The organism is Dyella humi (assembly GCF_044904605.1).
GTDB classification, from domain to species: Bacteria; Pseudomonadota; Gammaproteobacteria; order Xanthomonadales; family Rhodanobacteraceae; genus Dyella_B; species Dyella_B humi.
On the sequence record NZ_JADIKI010000022.1, the window covers coordinates 834,400 to 855,954 of the forward strand.

Consider the following 21,555-nt stretch of genomic DNA (forward strand, 5'->3'; position numbering starts at 1 on the left):
AGCAGCAATTACGTACGAGGTAATACGAACGCCTGATGCCTCGCTTGGAGCCGTTGATGGTCCCGCCAGCGATGTTGTTTGGCGTTGTTGTGAGGCGAGTTCGGCGTAATGCCGCAATCTTGTCCACTCCATAAGCGGGCACTCATGAAGCATCAAGCTGGCCTGGGGCGGGCGAGGGCGTAAGACCTGCGGGTGGGTGAGAGCGGTAGAGACAGGCTGAGAAAAGAGAAGAGGGCAGCGCATCTGCCCGTGACGGTCTCGCCAACTCATTCAAGCTGACCTTCAGTTCCTCCAGATGCAGGGGCGAAGCGTAGAATAAAAAAAAGGGGGCATTATGCCCCCCGATTCATTGGCCTATTTGTCTCTGGATGTTTTAGTCAAACCACACCAGTGGAAGGTCCTGGGTCATGGCCGCATGTATAAAGCTACCGGTGACCGATCCATACAGAACAACGTGATGAGTTCCCACTGAGAGGGTGTTTACACCGGTTGCTAAATAGCTAGCAGATAGTGTTCTGGTGCTGACCGAGTCGGGAGACTTCAGTTGCTGGATGCCTGTTGATCCGACTTGTACGCCGTCGACGGTTAAGTACAGTGCGGCGGTTCCTCCGGCATCGGAAGAGCCAGCCTGAATGCGTGTTTTTCCCGTGATGAAGACGATGCCGTTGTGGCCCGGAGGAATGACAATGTTGCCTTCGGCAATGGGCACTGCTGTGCCCACTGGCGGGCAGCCACTCCACCCTTGATTTGTTCCCACGCAGATGTAGTTCGTGACGTTGTGTGCGTCACTTACAAATGAAGCGCCGCCAGACAATTGCATCCCTTGCAAAGCAATGAGTGTTGAATCAGCACCCATGCGGTATTGGACGGTGTTGGTCAGACCACCGCTATAGGGGAGGGCCGATGCTGCCAATGAGACAGCATGCATAGCTGAACTTACGTTGGGTATGTAGGCATGAGAGAAAAATGGAGCCTGGTTTTCCGCTTCCGAATACATGTCGTTGTCGGACCAGCTGGCTTGATTGTTGGGCAGCGTCGACCCATCAAGTGTCACAGTGACCAGTGGATCGCCGGCGTTTCCGTATTCATAGTTGCGCGCCGAAGCCAGGGCGACAACGGATGAGCCATTTGCGCCGTTAACATTGAGGGTTACCTCGGGGCTTGTCGGGAGTACAGATGTGCCGGTCAGTCCCGCGGTATTAAAGCTAAGCGTGCCAGTGTCTGCCCCCAGGGCAGCGACCCCTACAGTAGGGGCAGGGTTAACTACGGTCGATAGATTGCTACCCGCACCAATTGTGAAGGTCGGGGAGTTCAGGGACTGAGCTACCAGGCTGATGGTGTGTTGCCCGGCGCTGACATACACCGCGCCTATCGCGTTGTAACTGTGTTGCTGGGCATCTGAACTCTTGGACCAGTCGATCACACTTGCGTTGCTCTTCATCACTCCATCGACATTGATCCAGAGGTCAGCGATGGCATAGCCGCCTGATGGATAGACGCGCCCATCGGTTTCGACAAAGACCCACCCTGGCGTGCTGATATTGATGGTCTGCTGCAGCACCGTTTTGCCAGCGCTCGATATAACTGTATCGCTAGCTAGGGAGCTGTATTGCGAAGAGGTTTCGGCGGCGTAAGCAATCGGTTGGATTAGCAACAGCAACGTTGACAATGTGGTTACACGTTTCAGCATCTTGCTTCCTCCTTAAAGTAGATGGGGAGGGCAATATGGCTGATCGTTTGGGATTAGTCTGTAGGGAAAGCCTTACAGCGCGAGACGCAAAACACAGAATTTCGTATTCCGTTACAAGAGGTGAGTCCGGCTAAGACGAGAAGTTCTGAGCTGATTCGATATTGCGATCAGCTCGCTCTGCTCTTCAATGCGACGATCTTCCCGCCGACTCTTAATGCGTCAAGATAGTCCGCTCACGCCTGCATCATCTTCCAGCGCTCGGCGAGGTACTTGGCGCGTTATAAGCAGCACGGGCCTTGTTCCGCTTGGCGTGAGCAAGCTGGCGCTCGATGACGTCCGCGGACCAATCCATCTCATTAAGCCTAGTCGATGCCAGAGCTCGGAAGCTGTGGCCAGTCATCATGTCTTTGTCCCAGCAATTTTTCTTTGCCAGCATAGATAGCGGGACTTCATGCGCCAGTGGCGTCCCGATTCGTTGACATGCAGGAACAGTCCATCACCGTCGAAGTGCTTGTCAGGCGGCGCAGCTTTGACCTTGGGGACTGGGAGCTCGTCAGTGTCACTTACCATCACGCCTTTCCTGAGCTAGATACCCCCAACAGGGCAAAGTACTCCCGAAGATACCCCGCGTTTGTCAGGCTTCGACTAGACATCGTTGGTCGGTATGGCACAAAAAAAACCCGCCGTTTAGCGGGCTTCTGTGGTTTCATGGCGCCGTTGGACGGTATGAAACGAGCATATGGTGCCGGAAATAGGAATCGAACCTACGACCTACGCATTACGAATGCGCCGCTCTACCAACTGAGCTATTCCGGCGGAGCCGCTTAGTTTAAGGGGGTGTCGTGCAGCCTGCAAGCTCCGGCACGTTGGCGAGATTCGGACTGCGGAATGGGGCGATGGCCGACTGACGCCGGCCCGGCCGTGCGGCCACAGTGCAGGCCGGTTCTACAAGGAATGTTGTCGATGCCGTTCACGCCATGTCCGCGAGGCGTCACGTTGATCGAGGTACTGGTTGCCATGCTGGTCTTCAGCGTGGGCCTGATCGGCGCGTCGGGCTTGATGGCGGTGGCGGCGCGCTCCAATCAGGCGGCGTACCTGCGCACGCAGGTCACCTTTCTCGCGCAGAACATGGCCGAGCGCATGCAGGCCAATCCCATCGGTGTATGGAACGGGGATTACAACGGCAGTTATCCGGACGCCAGCGGCCAGGATTGCGCCGCTGGCTGCACGCCCGCGCAGCTGGTACTGCACGATCGGCAGCGCTGGAGCAGCCAGCTCAAGACGTTTCTGCCACCGGGCGCACAGGCCAGCATCCGCTGCAGCCACGGCGGCTTGGCTTATGCGCCGACGCGCGAGCAGATCCTGCAGCAGCCTCCGTATGGCGGCAGTTGCTCGATGTTCGTTAGTTGGCCGGAGCGGCGGCTGGTGGACGCCGATGCACCCCCGCAGATCTTCGCCTGGGAGTTCCAGCCATGAGGCTGCGATGCCGCGGGGTCTCCCTGGTGGAGCTGATGATCGCTATGGTGCTTGGACTGCTGGTGGGCGCGGGCATTGTGGCCGTGTTCGCGTCTACCTCGAACAGCCGCCGGGCGCAGGAGCAGCTGGCGCGCCTGCAGGAAGATGGGCGTTTTGCCATCACGCAGATCAAGAACGACCTGGTCATGGCTGGCGCGCAGTACTGCACCGGCACGGGCGGCTCGGCGCGTGCGAGCGCGGCGGGGCCTTATCTGGATGAGTTGCGCGCGCCCACCGTCTACGCTAGCGATCCCGGCGTGCTGATGAGTGCGCTGAGCGATGTGACCACGCCGTGGGGCGGCGCGTATCCGTCCGCGCCTAGCGAACCGTATTCCGTTCCCTCGTTCCTGGCGATGCGCGGTTACGACTGCACCGCGAGCGCCTGCACGCCAGTGGACCCCAGCAACAAGCGCAATCCGAGTGGTTTTAGCATTCCTGCGATGGGCAAGGCGGAGAGCAGTCGCGTGATTGGCGCTTCGGTGCTCACCGTGCGCTATCTCAACCCCGCGGGCGGTTGGATCATTGCGCAGGATGGCGGTGCAAAGGGCAGCACACTATCCACTCATGCAGATGGTTCGCTGAGCATCCGCATGAATCCGCTGAATGGCGAAGTCGCCGTCAAGGATATGAGCAAGGACGCATCGCTGATGATGCTGGCTGACTGTTCCAGTGCGCAGATCTTCGCGGTGTCCGGCATGGGCAGCAATGAGCTTGCTTCCACCGGCAACAATTTCGCGCAGCCACACCTGTTGCAGAACATGGCGGCGCCAAAGCTATTCAGCGTCGGCCGCGATGTGCAAACGGTGACCTATTACCTGAGGGTGGTGGACAACGGCGATGGCGAGGGACACAAGACGGGTGCCTTGGTACGGCGAGTCAACGGTGGCAAGGTGACGAACGAGGAGATCGCGCGCGGCGTGGAGCGGCTCGATTTTCGCTACGGCGTGCAGCAGCCCGACGGCACCGTGCGTTACTACTCCGCCGAACAGGTGGACAGCGGCACGCGCACCGATTGTCCCGCTGTGCCGTTACCAATCCATGGCAGCAATGATCGTGGCTGCCTGTGGCGTTCGGTCAGTCTGATCGAGATCGATCTGCTGATGGACGGCCAGATGCCGTTGTACTCGCTGATGCCCGATGAGTTGGCGTACAGCTACGCAGCGGATGGAATTTTCACGCCCGCAGCACCCACCGCCGCCGGCCGAAAAGTAACGCCGCTGCAGCAGGGGTTTCCATTGCCCATGCTGCGGCGTGAATTCACTGCGGTGGTTGCGGTGCGTAACGCCAATCCGTAGAGCGCCATGTTGCAAGGATGCAGATATGCGGACATTTAGCAGTACAGCACATTGCGAGACATTCCCTCTCGCCCCTGGGAAAAGCGAAGGAGTAGAGCAAGGTTTCGCGCTGTTGATGGCACTGATTTTTCTGCTTCTGATCAGCATGCTGGCTATCGTCGCATCCCAGCACGCCATGCTGCAGGAACGCATGGCGGGCAGCTTGCGCAATGCGCAACAAGCACGGATGAGCGCGGAAACGGCATTGCGTGGCGCGGAGTACAAATTGTGGTCGATGGCCGGCCGGCCCGGCGCCCGTCTGCATTGCCTGGAAAACGCGATTTCTCAGGACGGCTGCGTGATCTATCGCTCGTACGGCGCGCCTTATGCTGCGAACGGCGACGTGACCCGGTTCCAGTCGGTGCCGGGTTGGATACGCGGCATCGGCGTGGCATACAAGGGGCCTGCACATCGCGGCTATACGAACAACGCACAGTACCCCACGGCAGAGCTGGCGGAGGATCCGGTCTACATCATCGAGGACCTAGGCAGCGAGCGGTCGCCTGGCGTAAGCGGTCTGCGTGAATCCGGCAACACTGGCCCGAATAATGGCGAGCAGGCCGGCGTCCATATCTATCGCATCACAGCGCGAGCCACGGGCGGCCATGCCAACGTGGTGAGCGTGGTGCAGAGTACCTTCGATGCACCGGCCGCGCGTTGAACTTCACTGCCTGCGGGTATGGCTGGCGTACATTGTCTTGCTATTGGTATGCACGATAAGCGCTGCGCAGACGAGTCTTCCCAGCACGGTCGAGCTGAGTCCTGTACCACTAGACCGCACGCAAGCCGTGCCTTCGCTGGCCGTGCTTGGCTTGAACAGCAACGTGCTGGGCAGCGGTGCGCTTGCGTTCCAGGGCGGCTACGATCCGGCTGACTGGTCCGGCGTGCTGAAAGCGGTGGCCGTGAATGCTGATGGCGTGATTGACGGCACCGTATGGGATGCGGGCGCGTTGCTCACGGATTCCGTCATCGCATCGCCTGCGGGGCGAACGATACTCAGTGCAAGCAGGAACGATGCTGGTTTGGTTACTGGCATGGCCTTCGAGTCCGCGGCGCCCTTTGACGCAAGCGAAAAGCACGGGCTGACGTGGCCGGAAGTTGATGACGACATGCTGGGACCTCGCGTGGATTACCTGCGCGGTGTTCGCGTGCATGAACTCGACGGTAGCATGCGCGCTCGCAGCAGCCTGCTCGGCGCCATCATCAACGCGCAGACGGTCTATGTGGGCTATCCCAGCGGCAACTACACCGATGCGTGGCCGAAGACCATTCGCGGTGCATCCGTGCCTGCGCCAGAGATAGCCCAAGGCGCGCAAAGCTACACGCAATTCGTCGAGAAACATGCCCAGCGCGCGCCGTTTCTTTATGTCGCCGCCAACGACGGCATGCTGCATGCCTTCCATGCGCCGGTTCCTACATGCAAAGCGGAAGACACGACCGGCCGCTGCACGGCTTACGACGGTGGCACGAATGCGGGCAGAGAAGCTTGGGCGTTCGTGCCGCGCGGTGTGTACGGTTATCTAGGCAACCTTACGCGTGCGCAGGATTTTCAGTTCCAACCGACCGTGGACGCCACGCCGGTCACGCGCGACGTATTTTTCAGCGAACACGGCAAGCACGAATGGCACACCTTGCTGGTGGGCGGTTTGCGGCTCGGTGGTCGCGGCGTGTATGCGCTCGATATCACCGACCCCACGGCAGCGAGCGAAGCCTTTCCCGAGCGCACAGTACTGTGGGAATTCGACGCCGATGCGCCACCCGGCACTTCGTTGGCAGGTAGTGCGTACAATCCGGCCGATCTCGGCTACATCTACGGGCAACCCGCCATTGCGCGCTTGGCGAACGGTCGCTGGGCCGTGTTGATTCCGACCAGCTATTTCGCAGATTGCGGCAAGCCGGACAGGCCTCTCCGTTGCGAAGAAACATCCGGCACACCACCTGGCTATAGCGCGCTGTTCGTGCTGGATGCGCAGACCGGCGCGGTAATCGCGGAGCTCAAAACACCCGACGGCGTGATGAGCAATGGACTCACCACACCGGTGCTTGGCGACTACGACAACGATCAGGTCGACGACGTGGCGTTTGCTGGGGATCTTGCCGGCAACCTGTGGCGCTTCGATCTATCCGCACCGAATCCCGCGGAATGGAAAGTGTCGCTGGCATATCGGCCGGCCGAGCAAGCGGTCCAACCGATTACGGTGATGCCGCGACTCTTTCCGGACCCGGGCACGAATCGCTTTATCGTCGTGTTCGGTACAGGCAAATATCTGGGAACCGGTGACAAGACCGATACCACTGTGCAATCGATCTACGGCATTCGCAACAAAGTTGATGATGCAGGGAAACCCGTTACCGTCACGCAAGACAGCCTGCAGGCGCAAACATTGAGCGAAACAACGGTCGCCGATTCTTCTGGTTCCGGCGACAGCGCGACCTTGCGCAGCCTCACTTCGAATCCGGTGCCGATGAAAGCCGGCGGTTGGCAGATCGATCTTAGGATCATCGCAGGCGAACGTGTCGTCGCCACACCCACCGCATTGTTCAACACCAACACGGTGCTGGTCAGCACGCTGATCCCAAACGGCGACCATCCGTATGGCTCCGTCCTCGCCATCGATGCAGCCACGGGCGGAGCGCGATCGATCATCGCGTTCGGCGGCGCTTCGTATGCAGGCGCGCTGGTGGAAAGCCCGCAACTCACCGGCACGCTGCCGTTAGCCATGCGCCTGGGCGGCGGCAAGCTGATCCTGCCCGGCGTGAAACTGAAAGGAGGGAACGGGAGCCTGGATATACCGCTTTCCCTCGATAGCCCGTTATGGCGTCGCCGTTCCTGGACGGTACTGACGCCCGATTCCTGAGGAGACAGCGATGGAACGCTCGCGTGGATTCACCTTGATCGAACTCATCGTGGTGCTCGGCATTGCTGCGATATTGGCTGCGCTCGCAGCGCAATCGTATACGCGCTACGCATTTCGCTCGCGCCGTGCGGATGCGCAGCAGATGTTGCTGGCGATCGCCCAGGCGCAGGAGCGTTGGTACGCCACCTACAACCGTTATGCGGATGACTTGGGTAAGTTGGGGTATGACGACCCGGCGCTATCGCAGCATGGGTACTACCGCCTCGTGCTGAGTGGGGTCGATGACGCGGCGCAAGGCTTTGTTGCGACGGCGATGCCGGTTGATCGTCAGGTAGGCGATGTGTGTGGGAGTCTTTCCATCGACAACGCTGGGCGGAAGTTGCCGGGTGGGGAGGATATGGACGTGAATGCTAACGGGAAGTGTTGGTAAGTGCCCACCGTCTTCCGGCCTCCGCTTATTGCTGTCCAGGGAAGCCCACGGCGTTCAAAGTAGCGAGAAACGGCTCCCTCCCCTGCTTGCAGGGGAACATCCTTGATCTTCTTCTCCTGCAAGCAGGAGAAGGTGGGGTGGGGTGAGTACTTGCCTCAGACTTTCCCGCAAGTGTTCACCCCCCCTGTCCTCCCCCTGCTTGCAGAGGGAGGAACCACTTAGGAAGCTGCGCGCAAGTCATCGTCATCCGCGCGCCACAAGCCTCTCCCCCAACCCTGAATACCGCCGCGTCCGTTGCGCAAGCGCCTGTTCGATCGCCGTAGGCGTGCCGATCACGCTCAGCCATCGCCGTGCACGCGTGATACCGGTGTACAGCAACTCCCGCGTAAGAATGGCCGGCGCATCATCCGGCAGTACCAAGGCGGTGTGTTCGAATTCGGAACCTTGCGACTTGTGCACCGTCATCGCATAGACGGTTTCCACTTCACCGAGGCGCGAAGGCAGCACGCAACGCACTTGCGCATCGTCATCTTGTGGTGCCGTGGATGACGCACCGCGCGTAACCGGAAACGCTACGTACAAACGACGCGCGCCATCGGGCCCGAGCATGCGCAGGGTGATGCCGACGTCGCCGTTCATCAGGCCCAGGCTGTAATCGTTACGGGTCACCATCACCGGCCGGCCCTCGTACCAGCCGCGGTCGGTTTCGATCAAACCTGCATTGAGCAACGCGGCGGCGATGTCGCGATTCAGGCGCTCGATGCCGGAAGGTCCCTGGCGCACGGCACACAGCACCTGAAAACGGTTGAAGGCTTCCAGCACCTCGTGTCCCCAACGGCGGTAATGCGCGTCATCAGCGTTGAGGGCAGGGCGGTGTTGCCGCAATTGTTCCAGATAGAAGCGAAAACCCTGCGGCTGATCGCTCGCATCCTGAGCAGCAAATCGATCGAGTTGCCCGTCGATGGCCCACGCCACATCAGTGATGCCGGAAGGCATCCAGACAATATTGCTTGATGGCGAATCCAGCAAAACGTTCACCGTCGCTGAGTCGCCCGCGTTCACCGCAGCCGCCAAACGACCAATACCGCTCGCGGCGTCGAAACGGTGGCTACTGCGTAGCATGGCGATGTGTTGGTCGAGCGGTTGCGCATCGTCGCGGATGAAAGCGGAGACATCATCGCCGGTTGCATCGCGCACCCATTCGGCAGTGGCTGGGTTGTAGCCACCTTGCTCAGCGCGACGACCCAGCTCGCCGAGCACCGCGCCGGCTTCCACCGATGCGAGCTGGTCCTTGTCGCCGATTAAGATCAGGCGCGCCTGTGGCGGCAAGGCATTCAACACGGCCGCCATCATTTCCAGGTCGATCATCGAGGCTTCGTCAATCACCAGCACGTCCACGTGCAAGGGATGCCGATGGTCGTATGTATAGCGTCGACTGTCCGGCCGCGCGCCGAGCAGACGATGCAGGGTTTCTACTTCCAGCGGAATGGCTGCGCGCACGTGTTCCTGCACGTCGAGCAAGGCGATCTGCCGTGCGATGGAGGTATTCAATCGCGCGGCAGCCTTGCCGGTCGGTGCGGCCAGGCGAATGCGCAGCGGCGTATCGTGTTGGCGCAGATGCAAGGTCTGCAGCAGGCCGAGCAGGCGTACCACGGTGGTGGTTTTGCCCGTGCCCGGCCCACCAGTGATCACGCTGAACGCGCCGCGCGCTGCGAGTGCGCAGGCCACGCGTGGCCAATGGATGGTTCCGGTGCTGTGTGCGGGAAACAGTCGTTGCAATTCATCATGCAGTGCGACGGCAGGCAGCATGCCCTCGCTTAGCCGCGTGGTGATGCCTGTCGCTATGCGGCATTCGTAATTCCAATAACGGCGCAGGTACAGCCGATGTCGATCTAGCACCAACGGAGCGTGCTCCGGCAGGCCATCGGCCTGCGCCAGCAGGCGCGATGTCGGCATCGGTGCGGTGGAGAGTAATTCTAGCCACGAAGCCGGCCATTCCTGTTTCACCGCCAATACATCCAACGCGTGCAGATCCAGGCAGGGATGGCCGTCGCCCAGTTGTCGGCTCGCCAGCGCCACCAACAACAGCAAGGACGATTCAGCAGCTGGATCGCACTCTGCGATAAAACGCGCAAAGGCCAGGTCCAGCGGTCGTAGCACGCGCCGCGTCACCGCTTCGGCCAGCATCGCGAGCATGGCGTCAGGCGACATGCGTATGCGACTCCTGCGCGAATAGGCGATCCATCGCGTCAATCAACGCACGCGGCAGGCGCTCCACGTGCACGCCATGCCCAGTCTGATCGATGCCACGCAGATACAGATACAGCACGCCGCCAATGTGGCGCTCGTAGTCATATCCCGGCAGACGTGCGCGCAACAAGCGATGCAAGGCCAGCGTGTAGATGGCGTATTGCAGATCGTAGCGAGCTTGCAGTGCCGATTCCCGCATGGCAGCGGGTGTATACGCGCTGGCCGTTTCACCGAGCCAGTTGGATTTGTAGTCGAGCACGTAGTAGCGGCCTTGTTGCTCGACGATCAGGTCAATAAAGCCCTTGAGCATGCCGTTGACACGATTGGCTGGCAGCGTTGGGCGCGGCAGCCCATCCAACGTATGACGGGTGACGAGCTGATCGAGCTGCTGCGTATCGACGCGATGCGCTTCGAACCAAAATTCCAGCTCTGCCTGATAGCGTGCGCGGTCGGCCAGTTGCGCGAGCGCCAGCGTGTTGCCGTCGGGCAGTGTCAGCGGCGTATGCAATAGCGCCGGCAGCCACTGGCTGAGTGGCGATATCCACATTTGCCAGCCGCGTCGTTGGCAGCGGCGTGCGATCTGTCGCTCCAGTTCAGTCGTGTCATCGGCTACAGCCGCGAAGCCGGTTTCGGCGATCCACTCCAGCAGATCGTGCAGGAAGGTGCCGGCTTCCGCGCCGCGCGGAAAAGCGTGCATGCCGTAGTCGATGGCGGCAGCCGTCCATTCGATGGATTCGCGCGCGGCCTCGGTCAGTACATCTTGTGTGGCCGTTTCGGGCGCGACTTGCCTCGTCGACTCGCCTTCACCGTGCGTAAGCGCACTGTAGCTGGCTATCCACCATGGCTCGGGTGCGGGTAGGGTATAGACGCGCGCCTGCCGTTCGCCATGCGGACGACGCGGCGGGCGATAGATGTGCACGCTCGCCGGTTCGATGGCCACATGCACCTGGATATCGGGCGAATCGCCGCGCAAGGCTTCCACACGCGACAGCAGATCGGCAGGCTCGATGAGGTCGCCGCCTGATAGCACGTAGCCGAAAGCGGAACGATGCAATCCTGCTGCACGGCTCTGTCCCTCGGTGACGCACGCCACGCCCAGCCAGCAAGCGTGCTCGGCGCGCGTAAGTGCCACGTACAGCAGGCGCAGATCTTCCTGCAGGCGTTCGCGCGCGATGCGGATTTTTGCGTCGTCATTCGGCACTAGGTCGATCCATGCCTGGCCTTGATCGTCGTGCCATGCTTGCACGCTGCCCCTGGGCGCGTCCTGAAAACGGCTGACGAACGGCAGCATCACCACCGGATATTGCAGGCCCTTGGATTTGTGGACGGTGATGACTTTCACTAAGTCGGCTTCGCTCTCCAGCCGCACCACTTGTTCTTCGGTGGTTTCCGCATCGCCTTCGTCGGCGCGCGCGATCTGTGCGGCCAAGTAGCGGATCAAGGCATATTCGCCATCGAGGTTCGCTGCTGCATGTTGCAGCAATTCCGCCAGGTGCTGCAGATTGGTCAGCGCGCGTTCGCCGTTGGGTTTGGCGAGCAAGCGCGCGGGCAGATCGAACGCATGCAGCAGGTTGTGCAGCATGGCGAGCACACCGTGCCGTTGCCATATGCCTTGTAGTTCGCGAAACCGTTCGCCGCACCATTCCCAATAGGCTTCGTCGTGATTGAGGCGATCCAGCTCCGCCAGGCTGCGTTCCATGGTGGCGCTGGCCAGTGCCGCGCGCATGGCGCGATCGGAAGCCGGCATGGCGCTGGCCTGCAGCCATAGCAGCACATGGGGTGCTTCTTCGGCCGCGTAGATCGATTCGCTTTCCGAGAGGTAGACGCTGCTCACGCCGCGTTGCCGAAGCGCCGAGCGGATGCTGGCGGCTTCTCGACGGTTGCGCACCAGGATGGCGATATCGCGCGGACGCAGCGCCGTATGCGCGTCATGTTCATCGATAAATGCACAGCGTCCGGCGTGCGCGGCTTCGAGCCATTCGACGATGCTTGATGAAGCATGTGCGGCGACTGTTTCCATGTATGCACCGACGCTTATCGGCTTGTCGCTCGGAAAAACTGCCATCTGGATGGCGGCGACGGGCTGACCGTCATAAACCAGGCGACGTTTCGCACCAGCGGCAAGAATGGGCTGAAACGGCAGGCCATGCCCGCCATGGCCGAACGCGAACGCGCCCAACGGCCATCGATCGGCATGCCGGAACACGCAGTTCACCGCATCGACCAGTGGCGACGTGGAACGGTAATTGGTGGTCAGCGTCCAGGTAGGTGATTGCGCTTGTTCGCGTGCCGCAAGGTAGGTGTGGATGTCCGCGCCGCGAAAGCCATAGATCGCCTGCTTCGGATCGCCGATCAGCAGCAGTCCGGTGTCGGGCCGATCCGCATAGATGCGCTGAAAGATGCGCCATTGCAGCGGATCGGTATCCTGGAATTCGTCGATCAGCGCAAGCGGATATTGCGCGGCGATGGTATCGGCCAGTTGCGTGCCATGCGGACCCTGCAAGACCGCATCGAGCTGACGCAGCATGTCGTCGAAGCCCGGGCGCGCCTGGCGTTCGCGAATCTGATCGATGCGCGCGGCGATCCACGGAATGGCATGTGCGAGCAGCAGCGGTGCAAGCGGCGGTTCGGCTTCGCAGATATCGAGCAGTTGCTGGATGGCTTCGAACGTGGGATGCGTCGGCGAAGCGTTGCCCTTGCTGACCGCGCTGTCCAGCTTCGCCTGGGTATAGCGCGCGAGCGTGGCATTATCGATATCCGCGCCACTGGCCCATTCGCGTAGCGCGGGCAATTCGCGTTCCACGCTCTTCGGGATGTAGATATTGTTCTTCAGCGCCTTGGCCTGCACGGCGGTGCGGATCATGGCTTCGATCGCATCGGCATCATCCAGCCACAGGGCGCGAGCGGTTTGCTCGGCCTGCCGTCGCGGGGCCTGATGCTGGCGCAATGCTTCGGCAAGATCGTCCATCGGCGGCAGCGGGCGCCCCTGTATGCGCACACGCTGCACGGATTGACGCAGCAAAGGCCGCATCACGCGTTGCAAGGTTGGCGGACTGCGCCATTGCGTAGCGATGCAGGCTGCATCGATTTCATCGAGCGGTGCGTAGAAGCGGCGCCAGTAATCGCGCACGGCCTCGGCAAGGCGCGCGTTTTCATCCGCCACTTCGTCGATCGCCTCGCTGCCTTCGAAGGCGTGTTGCGCCAGCATGCGCTGGCTCCAGCCATGGATGGTGTAGATGGCCGCCTCGTCCATCCATTGCGCCGCCAGGTCCAACTGACGCGCCGCGGCTGCGCGTTCGTCGGTATTCGGATATTCGGAGATCAGGCGTTGCAGGAAGTCGTCCGCTTCGTGCTGGCCGCGAAATGCTGCTGCCGCAGTGGCCAGGCGTTCGCGAATGCGTTCGCGCAATTCCGCTGTGGCGGCACGCGTAAACGTCACCACCAGAATCTGCGCAGGCAGTTGCGCCGGCTGACCGCCGTGGCCCAGCACCAGCCGCAGATATAACGCTGCCAGCGTCCAGGTTTTGCCGGTGCCGGCACTGGCTTCGATCAGGCGAATGCCTTGCAGCGGCAGGTGCAGGGGATCGAGTGGTGCGGTCGTACTCATGCCACACCTTCCAGCGTGGCGGCGTCGAGCAATGGGCGGTAGAGCGACAGCCAATGTTCGAAGCCGTCGGCATGTAGCGCGGAAAAGCTTCGCCACGTGCGGGCAAGGCAAGGTTCACGGCTCATTTCGCCCGGCGGGGCTGCGGGCGCGTCACTGCCTTCGTAACACTTTTGCGCGGCGTCGAAGGAGTCCTTCTCGTCGCGTTCCGCCAGCAGCCAGGCGTAGGCGGTGCGGCGCGCGATCGGCAAGGGCGCCTGCATGCCGTGTTGCCAGGCATCCAGCAAGGTATTCAATAGTGCGCTGGCTTCGTTGCGATCGAGCGGTTGCAACACTACGGTGGCATCTGACGCGAGAAAGCGGGTGGAGAGCGCGATGCCGTTTGCATTCGCCAACAGGTGCAGCGGCCATGGTTGCTGCAACCGATCGTATCGGATGGCCTTGCCGTGGCAGAGCTGGCCGGCCATGGGCAGCAGGCGCACGAAGGTTCCGTCGTGACCGGTGCGCAGATCGTCGAGCCAACCCTCAACGGTGAGATCGCCATGCATATGGCGCAACTCCTGCGCTTCAACCTGTTCCGTCCAATGCGCGATGGATGCTTGCCACCGGCGCAGAATGCGCTGCACGTCGCCGCCGATATCGTCCACGGTCAGTGCGCCAAATCCGCCGGAGGGCACAACACCTTGCTGTCGCAGGCGTTGCGCGGCGCTAATCAACGCTGCTTCGCTATGCGTATCGTCACTAAGCGCGCTTTGCAGCAGCGTCTGCGTGGCGGTGTGGTTTTCCAGGTTATCCAGCGCGAACGGCTCGTCATCTTCCAGGCCCGTGTCGATCGTTTCGAAGCGTACTTTCAGGCGCTCGCTGTAGAAGCAGGTTGCCGGTCTGGCGAGGAACCGTTGCAGGGTGCTGATATCCAGCAACGCTTCCGTTTGCCATGGCGGCAGTGGCGTTGTCGTAGCTGGCTGTGCAGCACGGCGCGCATGCGCCCATTCCGAGGCGTAGGTGAAAAGCGGCGAAGCTGGATCGTGTTCGAAGTAGCGTGCGCTGAACGCCTGCAGTGGATGTACGGTTGTGATGGCGTGTAGCAGGCGCTGATGGGATTCGACATCATTTGCCACGTCATCAGCCGGGCGCCAACCGGTCGCAAGATAATCGCGCAACTGGCCGACCAGTACCGACGGTGGCAGCTGGCTGTTGTCGCGCACGCTGTGGCCCACCCAACTGATGTGCAGCACGTCGCGCGCGGACAGCAGCGCTTCCAAAAACATGTAGCGATCGTCTTCACGCCGCGATCGATCGCCGGGACGATGCTGGCCGGCGCGTGCCATCAGGTCGAAATCGGGTGGCGAGATGCGTCGCGGATAATCGCCGTCATTCATGCCGAGCAGGCACACTACACGGAACGGAATCGCGCGCATCGGCAGCAGCGTGCCGAAGTTCACCGCACCGCCCATGAAGCGCTGGGAAAGATGCGGCTGATCGATCGCCTGCAACCAGTCTTCGCTCACGATGGAAAGCGGGATGGCTTGCGTGAAGGCCGCCTCCTGGCAGGCATCCATCCAGCTATCCAGCGCGTCTTCCAGGCGGCCGATGCGCAAGGCGTCGTCCTCATCGCGGCGCGTGTCGAAGCAATCGCGCAGCAATTGGCGCAGGCGCTCGCTCCATTGCAGCGGCGTGGCGGTCGAGGCGAACAGTTGCCAGTAGCGCTCCAGCGTTTCCAGCAATTGGCTCAGCGGCCCGAGCAACGCGGCATCCAGGCCGCCGATCTCCGCGTAAGGCGCGATGTCGTCGAGCGAGGGGCCATCGCCCGTGGCATAACCGAGCAGCATGCGGCGTAGACCGAAGCGCCAGCTGTTCTGTTCGTCGGGTGGCAGGCCGAAGCTTTGTTTTTGCTTGCCATCCAGGCCCCAGCGAATGCCGGATTCGGCGATCCATCGGCGCAGCGTGGGCAGATCGTCTTCAGCAATACCGAACCGGCGGCGCAGCGACGGCACATCGAGCAAGTCGAGCACATTGCTGGCGGTGAAGCGCGATTCGGTCAGGTTGAGCAGACGTTCCAGCGCGGTAAGCATGGGCGAAGTGCCGCGGCCCGACTGATCGGCCACGCTGTAGGGCAGGTAGCGCGGATCGTCGGCGGCAATACGGCCGAAGACGGCCTGTACGTGCGGCGCATACATGCTGATATCCGGCACCATCACCATCACGTCGCGCGGCGATAGCGGTCGGCCTTCCCGCGCGGCCTGTTCGAACAGGGCGAGCAATTGATCGTGCAGAATTTCTACTTCGCGCTGCGGACTGTGCGCGATGTGGAAATGCAGCGATCCAGTCTCGGGCAGCGGCTTGCACAATGCCGGATCGGCGGGTGCTGGCTCCAATTCCAATACGGCCTGCTGCACTTGGTGCAGCAACGAATCGCTGCCGAATTCCCGAAACACATCGATGCTGCGCTTGATGGAAGCAAAGCGTTCGCGATAGCGCTCGGGCTGGTCGAAGGCATCGAGTTGGCGGATGAAATCGCGCCCCTGCTTGCCCCACGCTGCCAGCAGGGGATTGGCATGCAGGTGCAGGTCTTCGTAGCGTGGCTCCGGCGGCAAGTCGGGCTTTTGCGCATGGCGACGATGCTCGGCGAGCAGCAGCTCGCGGTCTTCGATAATGTCGGCCCAATAGTGCCGGCACGGATTGGTGACCAGCAGCAGAACTTGGCTGCAGCGCGCCAGCGCTGTGAGCGCTTCCAGCACCTGCGGTGGCAGCGAAGTGATGCCGAATACCAGGATGCGTCGCGGCATCGCTTGCAAGTGCGCGTCCGGTGCTTGCATCTGCTGCATGAAGCGCCGATGCACGCCCGCGCGATGGCTGTCGCGCTGCGCCGATGGAACGTCGTCGAGCAACAGGCGCCACAACCGGGGTTGCCAGCGTTGCGCGATCGGCAGTTCCACAACGCGGCTACGCAAGGTATCGCGCAGCACGTCGTTGCGGTGCTCCCAGTCGTCCAGCCAATCGGCGCGAAATACCTGATATTGATCGAACAGGTCGGCCACCTGCATGGCGAGCCGGTACAGTCGCCGCCAGTCATCGGCCTCGCCGAGCAGGGCGCGCAAGGAGGCGAACGCGGGCTCGCCCAGGTGCTGCGGCAGCAAGCGCAGCAGGCGCCACACCAGGCGCGACTTGTCGAACGGCGAGGTGGCCGGCACGGCAGCTTCACCCAGCACCGTGCGATACGCCGTCCACAGGAATCGGCCTGGCAGCTGCATGTCGATGGCCGCGCTGATGCCTAGGCCGCCCGCTTGCACCGGCCGGGCAAGCGCCAGCTTCAGCCACTGCGCAATGCCGTTGCTCTGCACCAGCATGACTTCGTTTTCCAGGGGATGCAGCGGGGTGCGCTGCAGCCAGGCCGTTAGCAGATCGCGCAGATCCTCCTGGCGATTGCCATGGATCACCATCAGGCCGGGTTCGATGGGGCGAAGGTGAGGCTGTTGCTCAGATGCACTCACGGTTGCTTGCGCTTCCTTGTTGTTATGGACAGGAGACTGCTTTATCCCAGTCGCGCGAGCTGCGATGGCCCTGTTCGGCGGTTACATGGGCGCGTGGCGATTTTAGCCGCAATCGAGCTTGTCCGCTTCGGCGACACGGGGTCGGAAAGGACTCCATGCTTCATAAGGTGCCACTTCCGCTCCCGCTTCGATCCCTGTGATATGCATCGCAAAAAATTTGCAGCACGCCGCGCAATGTGCAAGGCGATAGAGGTCCGCCGATCGGGCCGAACACCGCTTCACCACAGTTTCACACCTGGAATCCAATGATCGCGCCGTTTGGACGTCTGTGCCGACGTTTGGGGCGTCGGTCAAAAACATACGGGGTGATCGATGGGGAAGGGACTTTGGGAGAGGCCGTGGGTTCGCCATGTTGCCGTGGCTGTGGGCTATGGCGTTACATACTTGGCGTTCCGTGAAATCTCGCTCGCCCAGTGGGAGATTACAGCCGGACTGAGGCTTGCCGTACTTTTGCTTGTTCCCTATCGCTATTGGGCGGCATTGATCGTTGGCGAATCAGCGTATTACATCACCGTTGGTTATGTCTGCTCGTCAGTTTGGGGCGTGGAGTGGGGGCTTGGATGCGCCATTCCTGGCATCGCCTACGCGGCGCCAGTCATCTATTGGGTACGCAAGCGGTGGCCTCCAGTACTCAGGAATGCAACTTACATCAACATGGGTAGATTACTCACCTGCGCTCTATTGGCATCGGTGGCTGTGACGTTGCGAAATTTGAGTCTATTCTTCGTCATTAAAAACCTTCCAGCTGATTACGTGGTGAATTATTACAAGCTGGCATCGGATTACTTCATAGGCAATTACTTAGGCATTCTTACCGTAATGCCGCTTGCTTTGCTCGGCTATCAGAAGGTGATTGGCAAGAACTGGCCCGAGTTGCAAAACGGGATCGAAAACAGCCGTCTTCTATTTGAGAGCGTATGCCTTGGGCTTCCTGTTCTTGCGCTTTTACTTTGGATTGGGATCAATGCGCCACCGCATGCTCCGGCACGGCAGATGGCCCAGGTTGCGATGTTCCTTCCTGTTGTGTGGTTAGCGTTCCGTCATGGTTGGCAAGGTGCGGCTACTGGAGGGGCAGCAGCAAGCTGTGCAGTCATGTGGTTGATGCCCCAACTATGGGACCCGATGACCATTCAGGCAGAGGCCATTGTGGCATTTGCCATCTCGACGATGTTGATCATGGGGGCGCGTATCGGTTCGCTCGACAAGCACGTAGAACAAGAGCGTATTGACGTTCGCACCGCGCTTGCGTTGGCACAGCGCAACGTGTACCTGGGTGAAATGCAGTTGCGCATGACATCGCAGGCGTTGGAACAGATCAAGGAAAGCGTCCAGGCTGGGTTTGCGATGATGATGGGGCGTCTTCGGCATCTGCAGCCCGCTGTTGACGATCGTGGATACCAGCGTTATGCGCTGGTTGCGCAAGACCAACTCCACTGCCTGGCTGATAGTCTTTATCCCGTAGCGCTACGGGAAAGAGGGCTTCCCAGCGCGCTGCGCGAAGGTGGATTGCCGCAGGTGCTCAGAGATTCAGGGTTGACCTATTCATGCGATTTGCGTGGGCCAGTAAGTAAGCTTTCCCATGCTTTGCGGATGACTATCTATCGCATAATTTGGGAAGCCGCCGCAGACGCCTGCATGAAGAGGAATGTGAGCGACATTCGCATCCATGTGCGGGTGGCGGAAAGACGAGGGCGGATTGGTGTACTGATTGTCGCCCGTTTCCGGATGTATCCGGCTCAGCTTGCATTCGTCGATTGGGACGAATTGGTTCCGCGCATAGTACGTGGGACCAGCGGTCTTGGATTGCGAGCGGTGAGAGACAGGGCGGCCATTTTCGAGGGGCGCACGCGAATCCAGTCGATAGCTTCCGGGCATCAACTCAGCATTCTTCTGGTTGACCCAATTGTGCCCGGCGTCGCAATCAGCCCCGCCGGGCAATGGACCGAGTGCTAGCACTGTCAGTTGAGTGTGCCGCAGGAGGCGGGATCCTGGCAGGTATTCGACATCGCAGCACCGAGCACAGTAACGCCGCTGCTCTGCGGCGCAGCCGTAATCACTGTTGAATTGTCTCGATAGACCGTCGTAGGCGTTGCCGCTTGAACCGCCGATGTACTCGCCGCACGCTGCTGCGGCGTCGACACATACTGCGAATATTCCCCAACCGGCAACGTAATAAACTGCCCGCCAGCCGTTCCAATGGCGCCAATAACATGGCCATTGAGATCGTTGACCTGGATGTACTTGATACCGTTCAAGACGAACACATAGACGTGCCAGTTCGGGCTTGCGCTGACGTCCACGGCATTGGGCCACGCTTGACCCAGGCCTGTTGCAGGAGGCTCTCCGGCTACGGCCCACCCGGACAGGCTCAGACCCAGAAACATGCCGAGCGCGGCACGAGTAATTTTTTGCATGACGATTTCCCCTTGCTGGTGGAATGTGAGAGTTTTGGGTGAGCGCAATCTAGCTCCCATCTCGCGCTTAAAAGGTGATGGCGGCGATTCGGAGAGAGCACCATTCAGCAAGCCACAGGGGTATGTGATGAGCTTGTGAAATATCCGAATGTGGCGTTGAAATCTGGGGTTGCGCGTAATCGGTTACAAATAAAGTGGTCGGCATAGCTCACCGGGGAGCATGTGCCGACAAGCCGGATGAAGTGAGTCGGATACCCATTGAACGAGGGAGGCACCATGAGCGTAGACGCAGCGGTTGCATTGCCGCCTGGGCAGGCGCGCATCCAGCACGTGTTCGTGCTGATGCTGGAGAACCGATCGTTCGATCACTTGTTTGCGCTATCGGGTATTCCCGGCATCCTCGCGGCTACATCCGCGAATACCAACACCTACAACGGTAGCGTCTACGCGTTCGGCGATGGCGCGCCCGATCAGATGCCTACGGATCCTGCGCATGAGTTCACGGACGTGCTTGAACAGCTGTGCGGCGCAGGTGTGCAGTACCAGAAAGGCCATGCCTATCCGCCGGTCAACAATAGCGGTTTCGTTTCCAACTACGCGACGGCCCACGATGAAGGCACACCGCCGCCGCCGGCCGACGTGGGGGAAATCATGCGTGGCGTCGATACCCGTACTCAGGTGCCGATGCTGTACCAACTGGCTACCGAGTTTGTGCTGTGCGACGGCTGGCGCTCGTCACTGCCAGGACCGACCTGGCCGAACCGGTATTTCCTGCACGGCGCGTCATCGGCAGGTTTGGATCATTCCCCAACGTCGGCGGAGATGAGCGAATGGGAATGTGTCGATGGCTTCGCCTATCCGCGAGGTTCGATCTTCGATGCGTTGGGTGAGGGCAACTATCGTCTGTACCAGGACGGGCTGGGTTCGCTTCTGGGACGTGTGCCGCAAGTAGCGTCGATCAAGGGCATCAGCTTCTTCGATATCGATGACCTATCGCATTTCGAGAACGACCTTCAAGCGGGTTACACGGCCCGCTACACCTTTATCGAGCCGAGCTACGGCGACATCGTGCATGCAACTTACGAGGGTGGCAGCTCGCACCATCCCATGGACGGTTTGGCCGGTGGCGATCAACTCGCGGCTCGTGTTTACAACGCGATCCGCAATTCGCCGTTGTGGGAAAGCAGCCTGTTGGTGATCCTCTATGACGAGCATGGCGGTTTCTACGACTCCGCCAAACCCGGCGAAGCGACTCCGCCGAACGATGGTGCAGCCGAAACCTTGAACACAAATGGATTCGGTTTCGACGTCTACGGTGTGCGCGTACCCACGATTGTGGTGTCGCCATGGGTCGCCCGCGGTGAAGTCGATCACACGGTGTACGACCACAGCTCGGTGCTGGCGACGGTCGAGCGCCTGTTTGGCATCCCGCCGCTGACCGACCGCGATAGAGCTGCCAAAGACCTGCTTTCCCTGATCAAAACAACCAGCCGCACGGACTGCCCGTCAAGGATCGGACCATGACTCAGATACCTTCCACGGATCCGCGCGACGACGAACTTGTGCGCGACGGCACCTCCCTGATGGGCTATCTGCATGTGGTGAGAAAAGCACATATCGCGCTGGTCGGGCGCGATGAGGCGCATCGACGCTTCCACCTGATATCTACGCGCGGTCATGCCAAGCAGTACATCGAGGAGCTGATGCCTTTGCTGATTCAGGAGCGCCATAAGCACCGGCAGCGACGGATAGGTGGCGAGCTTCAGTCGAAGCGAACGTGATCAAGTGCGTGAGAAAAAAGGGGGAGGTAGTTAAAAGAGATGTACCTTAATTACATCTGGCCCCTTTTTTTACCAGTGGGTAAAGGACTGTAACTAGTCGCTGCAATTATACTGCACGCAAACCTTAC

General features: G+C 60.6%; 14 protein-coding genes and 1 tRNA gene. 8 read left to right on the forward strand and 7 right to left on the reverse strand.

The features are described 5' to 3' along the window. Positions 1 to 373: 373 nt before the first annotated feature. From ISP18_RS08660 to ISP18_RS08670, 3 genes are all read right to left on the reverse strand, one after another. Positions 374 to 1,690, reverse strand: a complete 1,317-nt coding sequence (locus ISP18_RS08660; protein ID WP_380009539.1) for a hypothetical protein — start codon at positions 1,688 to 1,690, stop codon at positions 374 to 376. Positions 1,691 to 1,934: 244 nt separating this feature from the next. Beyond that, a complete protein-coding gene (locus tag ISP18_RS08665; protein WP_380009542.1) occupies positions 1,935 to 2,126 on the reverse strand; it encodes a tyrosine-type recombinase/integrase in 192 nt (63 codons plus the stop codon). A 304-nt stretch (positions 2,127 to 2,430) separates the two neighbouring features. Continuing rightward, positions 2,431 to 2,506, reverse strand: a tRNA-Thr gene (locus tag ISP18_RS08670). 147 nt (positions 2,507 to 2,653) lie between these two features. Between ISP18_RS08670 and pilV the strand changes: the two genes are divergently transcribed. Genes pilV through ISP18_RS08695 form a run of 5 tightly spaced genes read left to right on the forward strand, consistent with a single transcriptional unit; the run spans position 2,654 to position 7,827 of the window. Next, positions 2,654 to 3,166: a type IV pilus modification protein PilV gene (pilV, locus tag ISP18_RS08675; protein WP_380009545.1), complete on the forward strand. Its 513-nt coding sequence runs from the start codon at positions 2,654 to 2,656 to the stop codon at positions 3,164 to 3,166. After that, complete coding sequence (locus ISP18_RS08680) at positions 3,163 to 4,500, forward strand: PilW family protein (RefSeq protein ID WP_380009548.1); 1,338 nt, start codon at positions 3,163 to 3,165, stop codon at positions 4,498 to 4,500. Before pilV ends, ISP18_RS08680 begins: the two co-directional genes overlap by 4 nt. A gap of 25 nt (positions 4,501 to 4,525) precedes the next feature. Beyond that, on the forward strand, positions 4,526 to 5,200 hold the full coding sequence (locus ISP18_RS08685) for a pilus assembly PilX family protein (protein WP_380009550.1): 675 nt from the start codon (positions 4,526 to 4,528) through the stop codon (positions 5,198 to 5,200). After that, on the forward strand, positions 5,181 to 7,397 hold the full coding sequence (locus tag ISP18_RS08690) for a pilus assembly protein (RefSeq protein WP_380009553.1): 2,217 nt from the start codon (positions 5,181 to 5,183) through the stop codon (positions 7,395 to 7,397). The genes ISP18_RS08685 and ISP18_RS08690 overlap by 20 nt, the downstream gene beginning before the upstream one ends. A 10-nt stretch (positions 7,398 to 7,407) precedes the next feature. Further along, entirely contained in the window at positions 7,408 to 7,827 is a 420-nt protein-coding gene (locus ISP18_RS08695; RefSeq protein ID WP_380009555.1) for a type IV pilin protein, read from the forward strand. A gap of 243 nt (positions 7,828 to 8,070) precedes the next feature. Here ISP18_RS08695 and recD read toward each other — a convergent pair whose 3' ends face one another. From recD to recC, 3 genes are read right to left on the reverse strand one after another with little or no spacing between them, the layout of a single operon-like run. Next, complete coding sequence (gene recD, locus ISP18_RS08700) at positions 8,071 to 10,038, reverse strand: exodeoxyribonuclease V subunit alpha (protein ID WP_380009557.1); 1,968 nt, start codon at positions 10,036 to 10,038, stop codon at positions 8,071 to 8,073. Continuing rightward, on the reverse strand, positions 10,028 to 13,684 hold the full coding sequence (gene recB / locus ISP18_RS08705) for an exodeoxyribonuclease V subunit beta (protein WP_380009560.1): 3,657 nt from the start codon (positions 13,682 to 13,684) through the stop codon (positions 10,028 to 10,030). Before recB ends, recD begins: the two co-directional genes overlap by 11 nt. Next, complete coding sequence (gene recC / locus ISP18_RS08710) at positions 13,681 to 17,172, reverse strand: exodeoxyribonuclease V subunit gamma (RefSeq protein WP_380009563.1); 3,492 nt, start codon at positions 17,170 to 17,172, stop codon at positions 13,681 to 13,683. The genes recB and recC overlap by 4 nt, the downstream gene beginning before the upstream one ends. 372 nt (positions 17,173 to 17,544) lie before the next feature. On the opposite strand from recC, the gene ISP18_RS08715 reads away from it, so the two are divergent. Further along, positions 17,545 to 19,185, forward strand: coding sequence for an MASE1 domain-containing protein (locus ISP18_RS08715; RefSeq protein WP_380009566.1), 1,641 nt, complete (start codon positions 17,545 to 17,547; stop codon positions 19,183 to 19,185). Positions 19,186 to 19,190: 5 nt separating this feature from the next. Here the strand turns inward: ISP18_RS08715 and ISP18_RS08720 are convergent, their stop codons facing one another. Beyond that, positions 19,191 to 19,646 carry a hypothetical protein gene (locus ISP18_RS08720; RefSeq protein WP_380009569.1) on the reverse strand — a complete coding sequence of 152 codons (456 nt, stop codon included), beginning with the start codon at positions 19,644 to 19,646 and terminating at the stop codon, positions 19,191 to 19,193. 276 nt (positions 19,647 to 19,922) lie between these two features. On the opposite strand from ISP18_RS08720, the gene ISP18_RS08725 reads away from it, so the two are divergent. Then, positions 19,923 to 21,170 (forward strand): alkaline phosphatase family protein, encoded by a 1,248-nt coding sequence (locus ISP18_RS08725; protein ID WP_380009572.1) that lies wholly within the window; start codon positions 19,923 to 19,925, stop codon positions 21,168 to 21,170. Then, positions 21,167 to 21,427, forward strand: a complete 261-nt coding sequence (locus tag ISP18_RS08730; protein WP_380009575.1) for a hypothetical protein — start codon at positions 21,167 to 21,169, stop codon at positions 21,425 to 21,427. The genes ISP18_RS08725 and ISP18_RS08730 overlap by 4 nt, the downstream gene beginning before the upstream one ends. Positions 21,428 to 21,555: the final 128 nt, after the last annotated feature.

Bases quoted from the DNA above. Each gene is read 5' to 3' on its own strand.
- ISP18_RS08665 (WP_380009542.1), bottom strand. From the start codon at position 2,126: ATGCTGGCAAAGAAAAATTGCTGGGACAAAGACATGATGACTGGCCAC.
- recB (WP_380009560.1), bottom strand. From the start codon at position 13,684: ATGAGTACGACCGCACCACTCGATCCCCTGCACCTGCCGCTGCAAGGC.
- recD (WP_380009557.1), bottom strand. From the start codon at position 10,038: ATGTCGCCTGACGCCATGCTCGCGATGCTGGCCGAAGCGGTGACGCGG.
- ISP18_RS08690 (WP_380009553.1), top strand. From the start codon at position 5,181: ATGCACCGGCCGCGCGTTGAACTTCACTGCCTGCGGGTATGGCTGGCG.
- ISP18_RS08725 (WP_380009572.1), top strand. From the start codon at position 19,923: ATGAGCGTAGACGCAGCGGTTGCATTGCCGCCTGGGCAGGCGCGCATC.
- ISP18_RS08660 (WP_380009539.1), bottom strand. From the start codon at position 1,690: ATGCTGAAACGTGTAACCACATTGTCAACGTTGCTGTTGCTAATCCAA.
- pilV (WP_380009545.1), top strand. From the start codon at position 2,654: ATGCCGTTCACGCCATGTCCGCGAGGCGTCACGTTGATCGAGGTACTG.
- ISP18_RS08680 (WP_380009548.1), top strand. From the start codon at position 3,163: ATGAGGCTGCGATGCCGCGGGGTCTCCCTGGTGGAGCTGATGATCGCT.
- ISP18_RS08695 (WP_380009555.1), top strand. From the start codon at position 7,408: ATGGAACGCTCGCGTGGATTCACCTTGATCGAACTCATCGTGGTGCTC.
- ISP18_RS08720 (WP_380009569.1), bottom strand. From the start codon at position 19,646: ATGCAAAAAATTACTCGTGCCGCGCTCGGCATGTTTCTGGGTCTGAGC.
- ISP18_RS08730 (WP_380009575.1), top strand. From the start codon at position 21,167: ATGACTCAGATACCTTCCACGGATCCGCGCGACGACGAACTTGTGCGC.
- ISP18_RS08715 (WP_380009566.1), top strand. From the start codon at position 17,545: ATGGGGAAGGGACTTTGGGAGAGGCCGTGGGTTCGCCATGTTGCCGTG.
- ISP18_RS08685 (WP_380009550.1), top strand. From the start codon at position 4,526: ATGCGGACATTTAGCAGTACAGCACATTGCGAGACATTCCCTCTCGCC.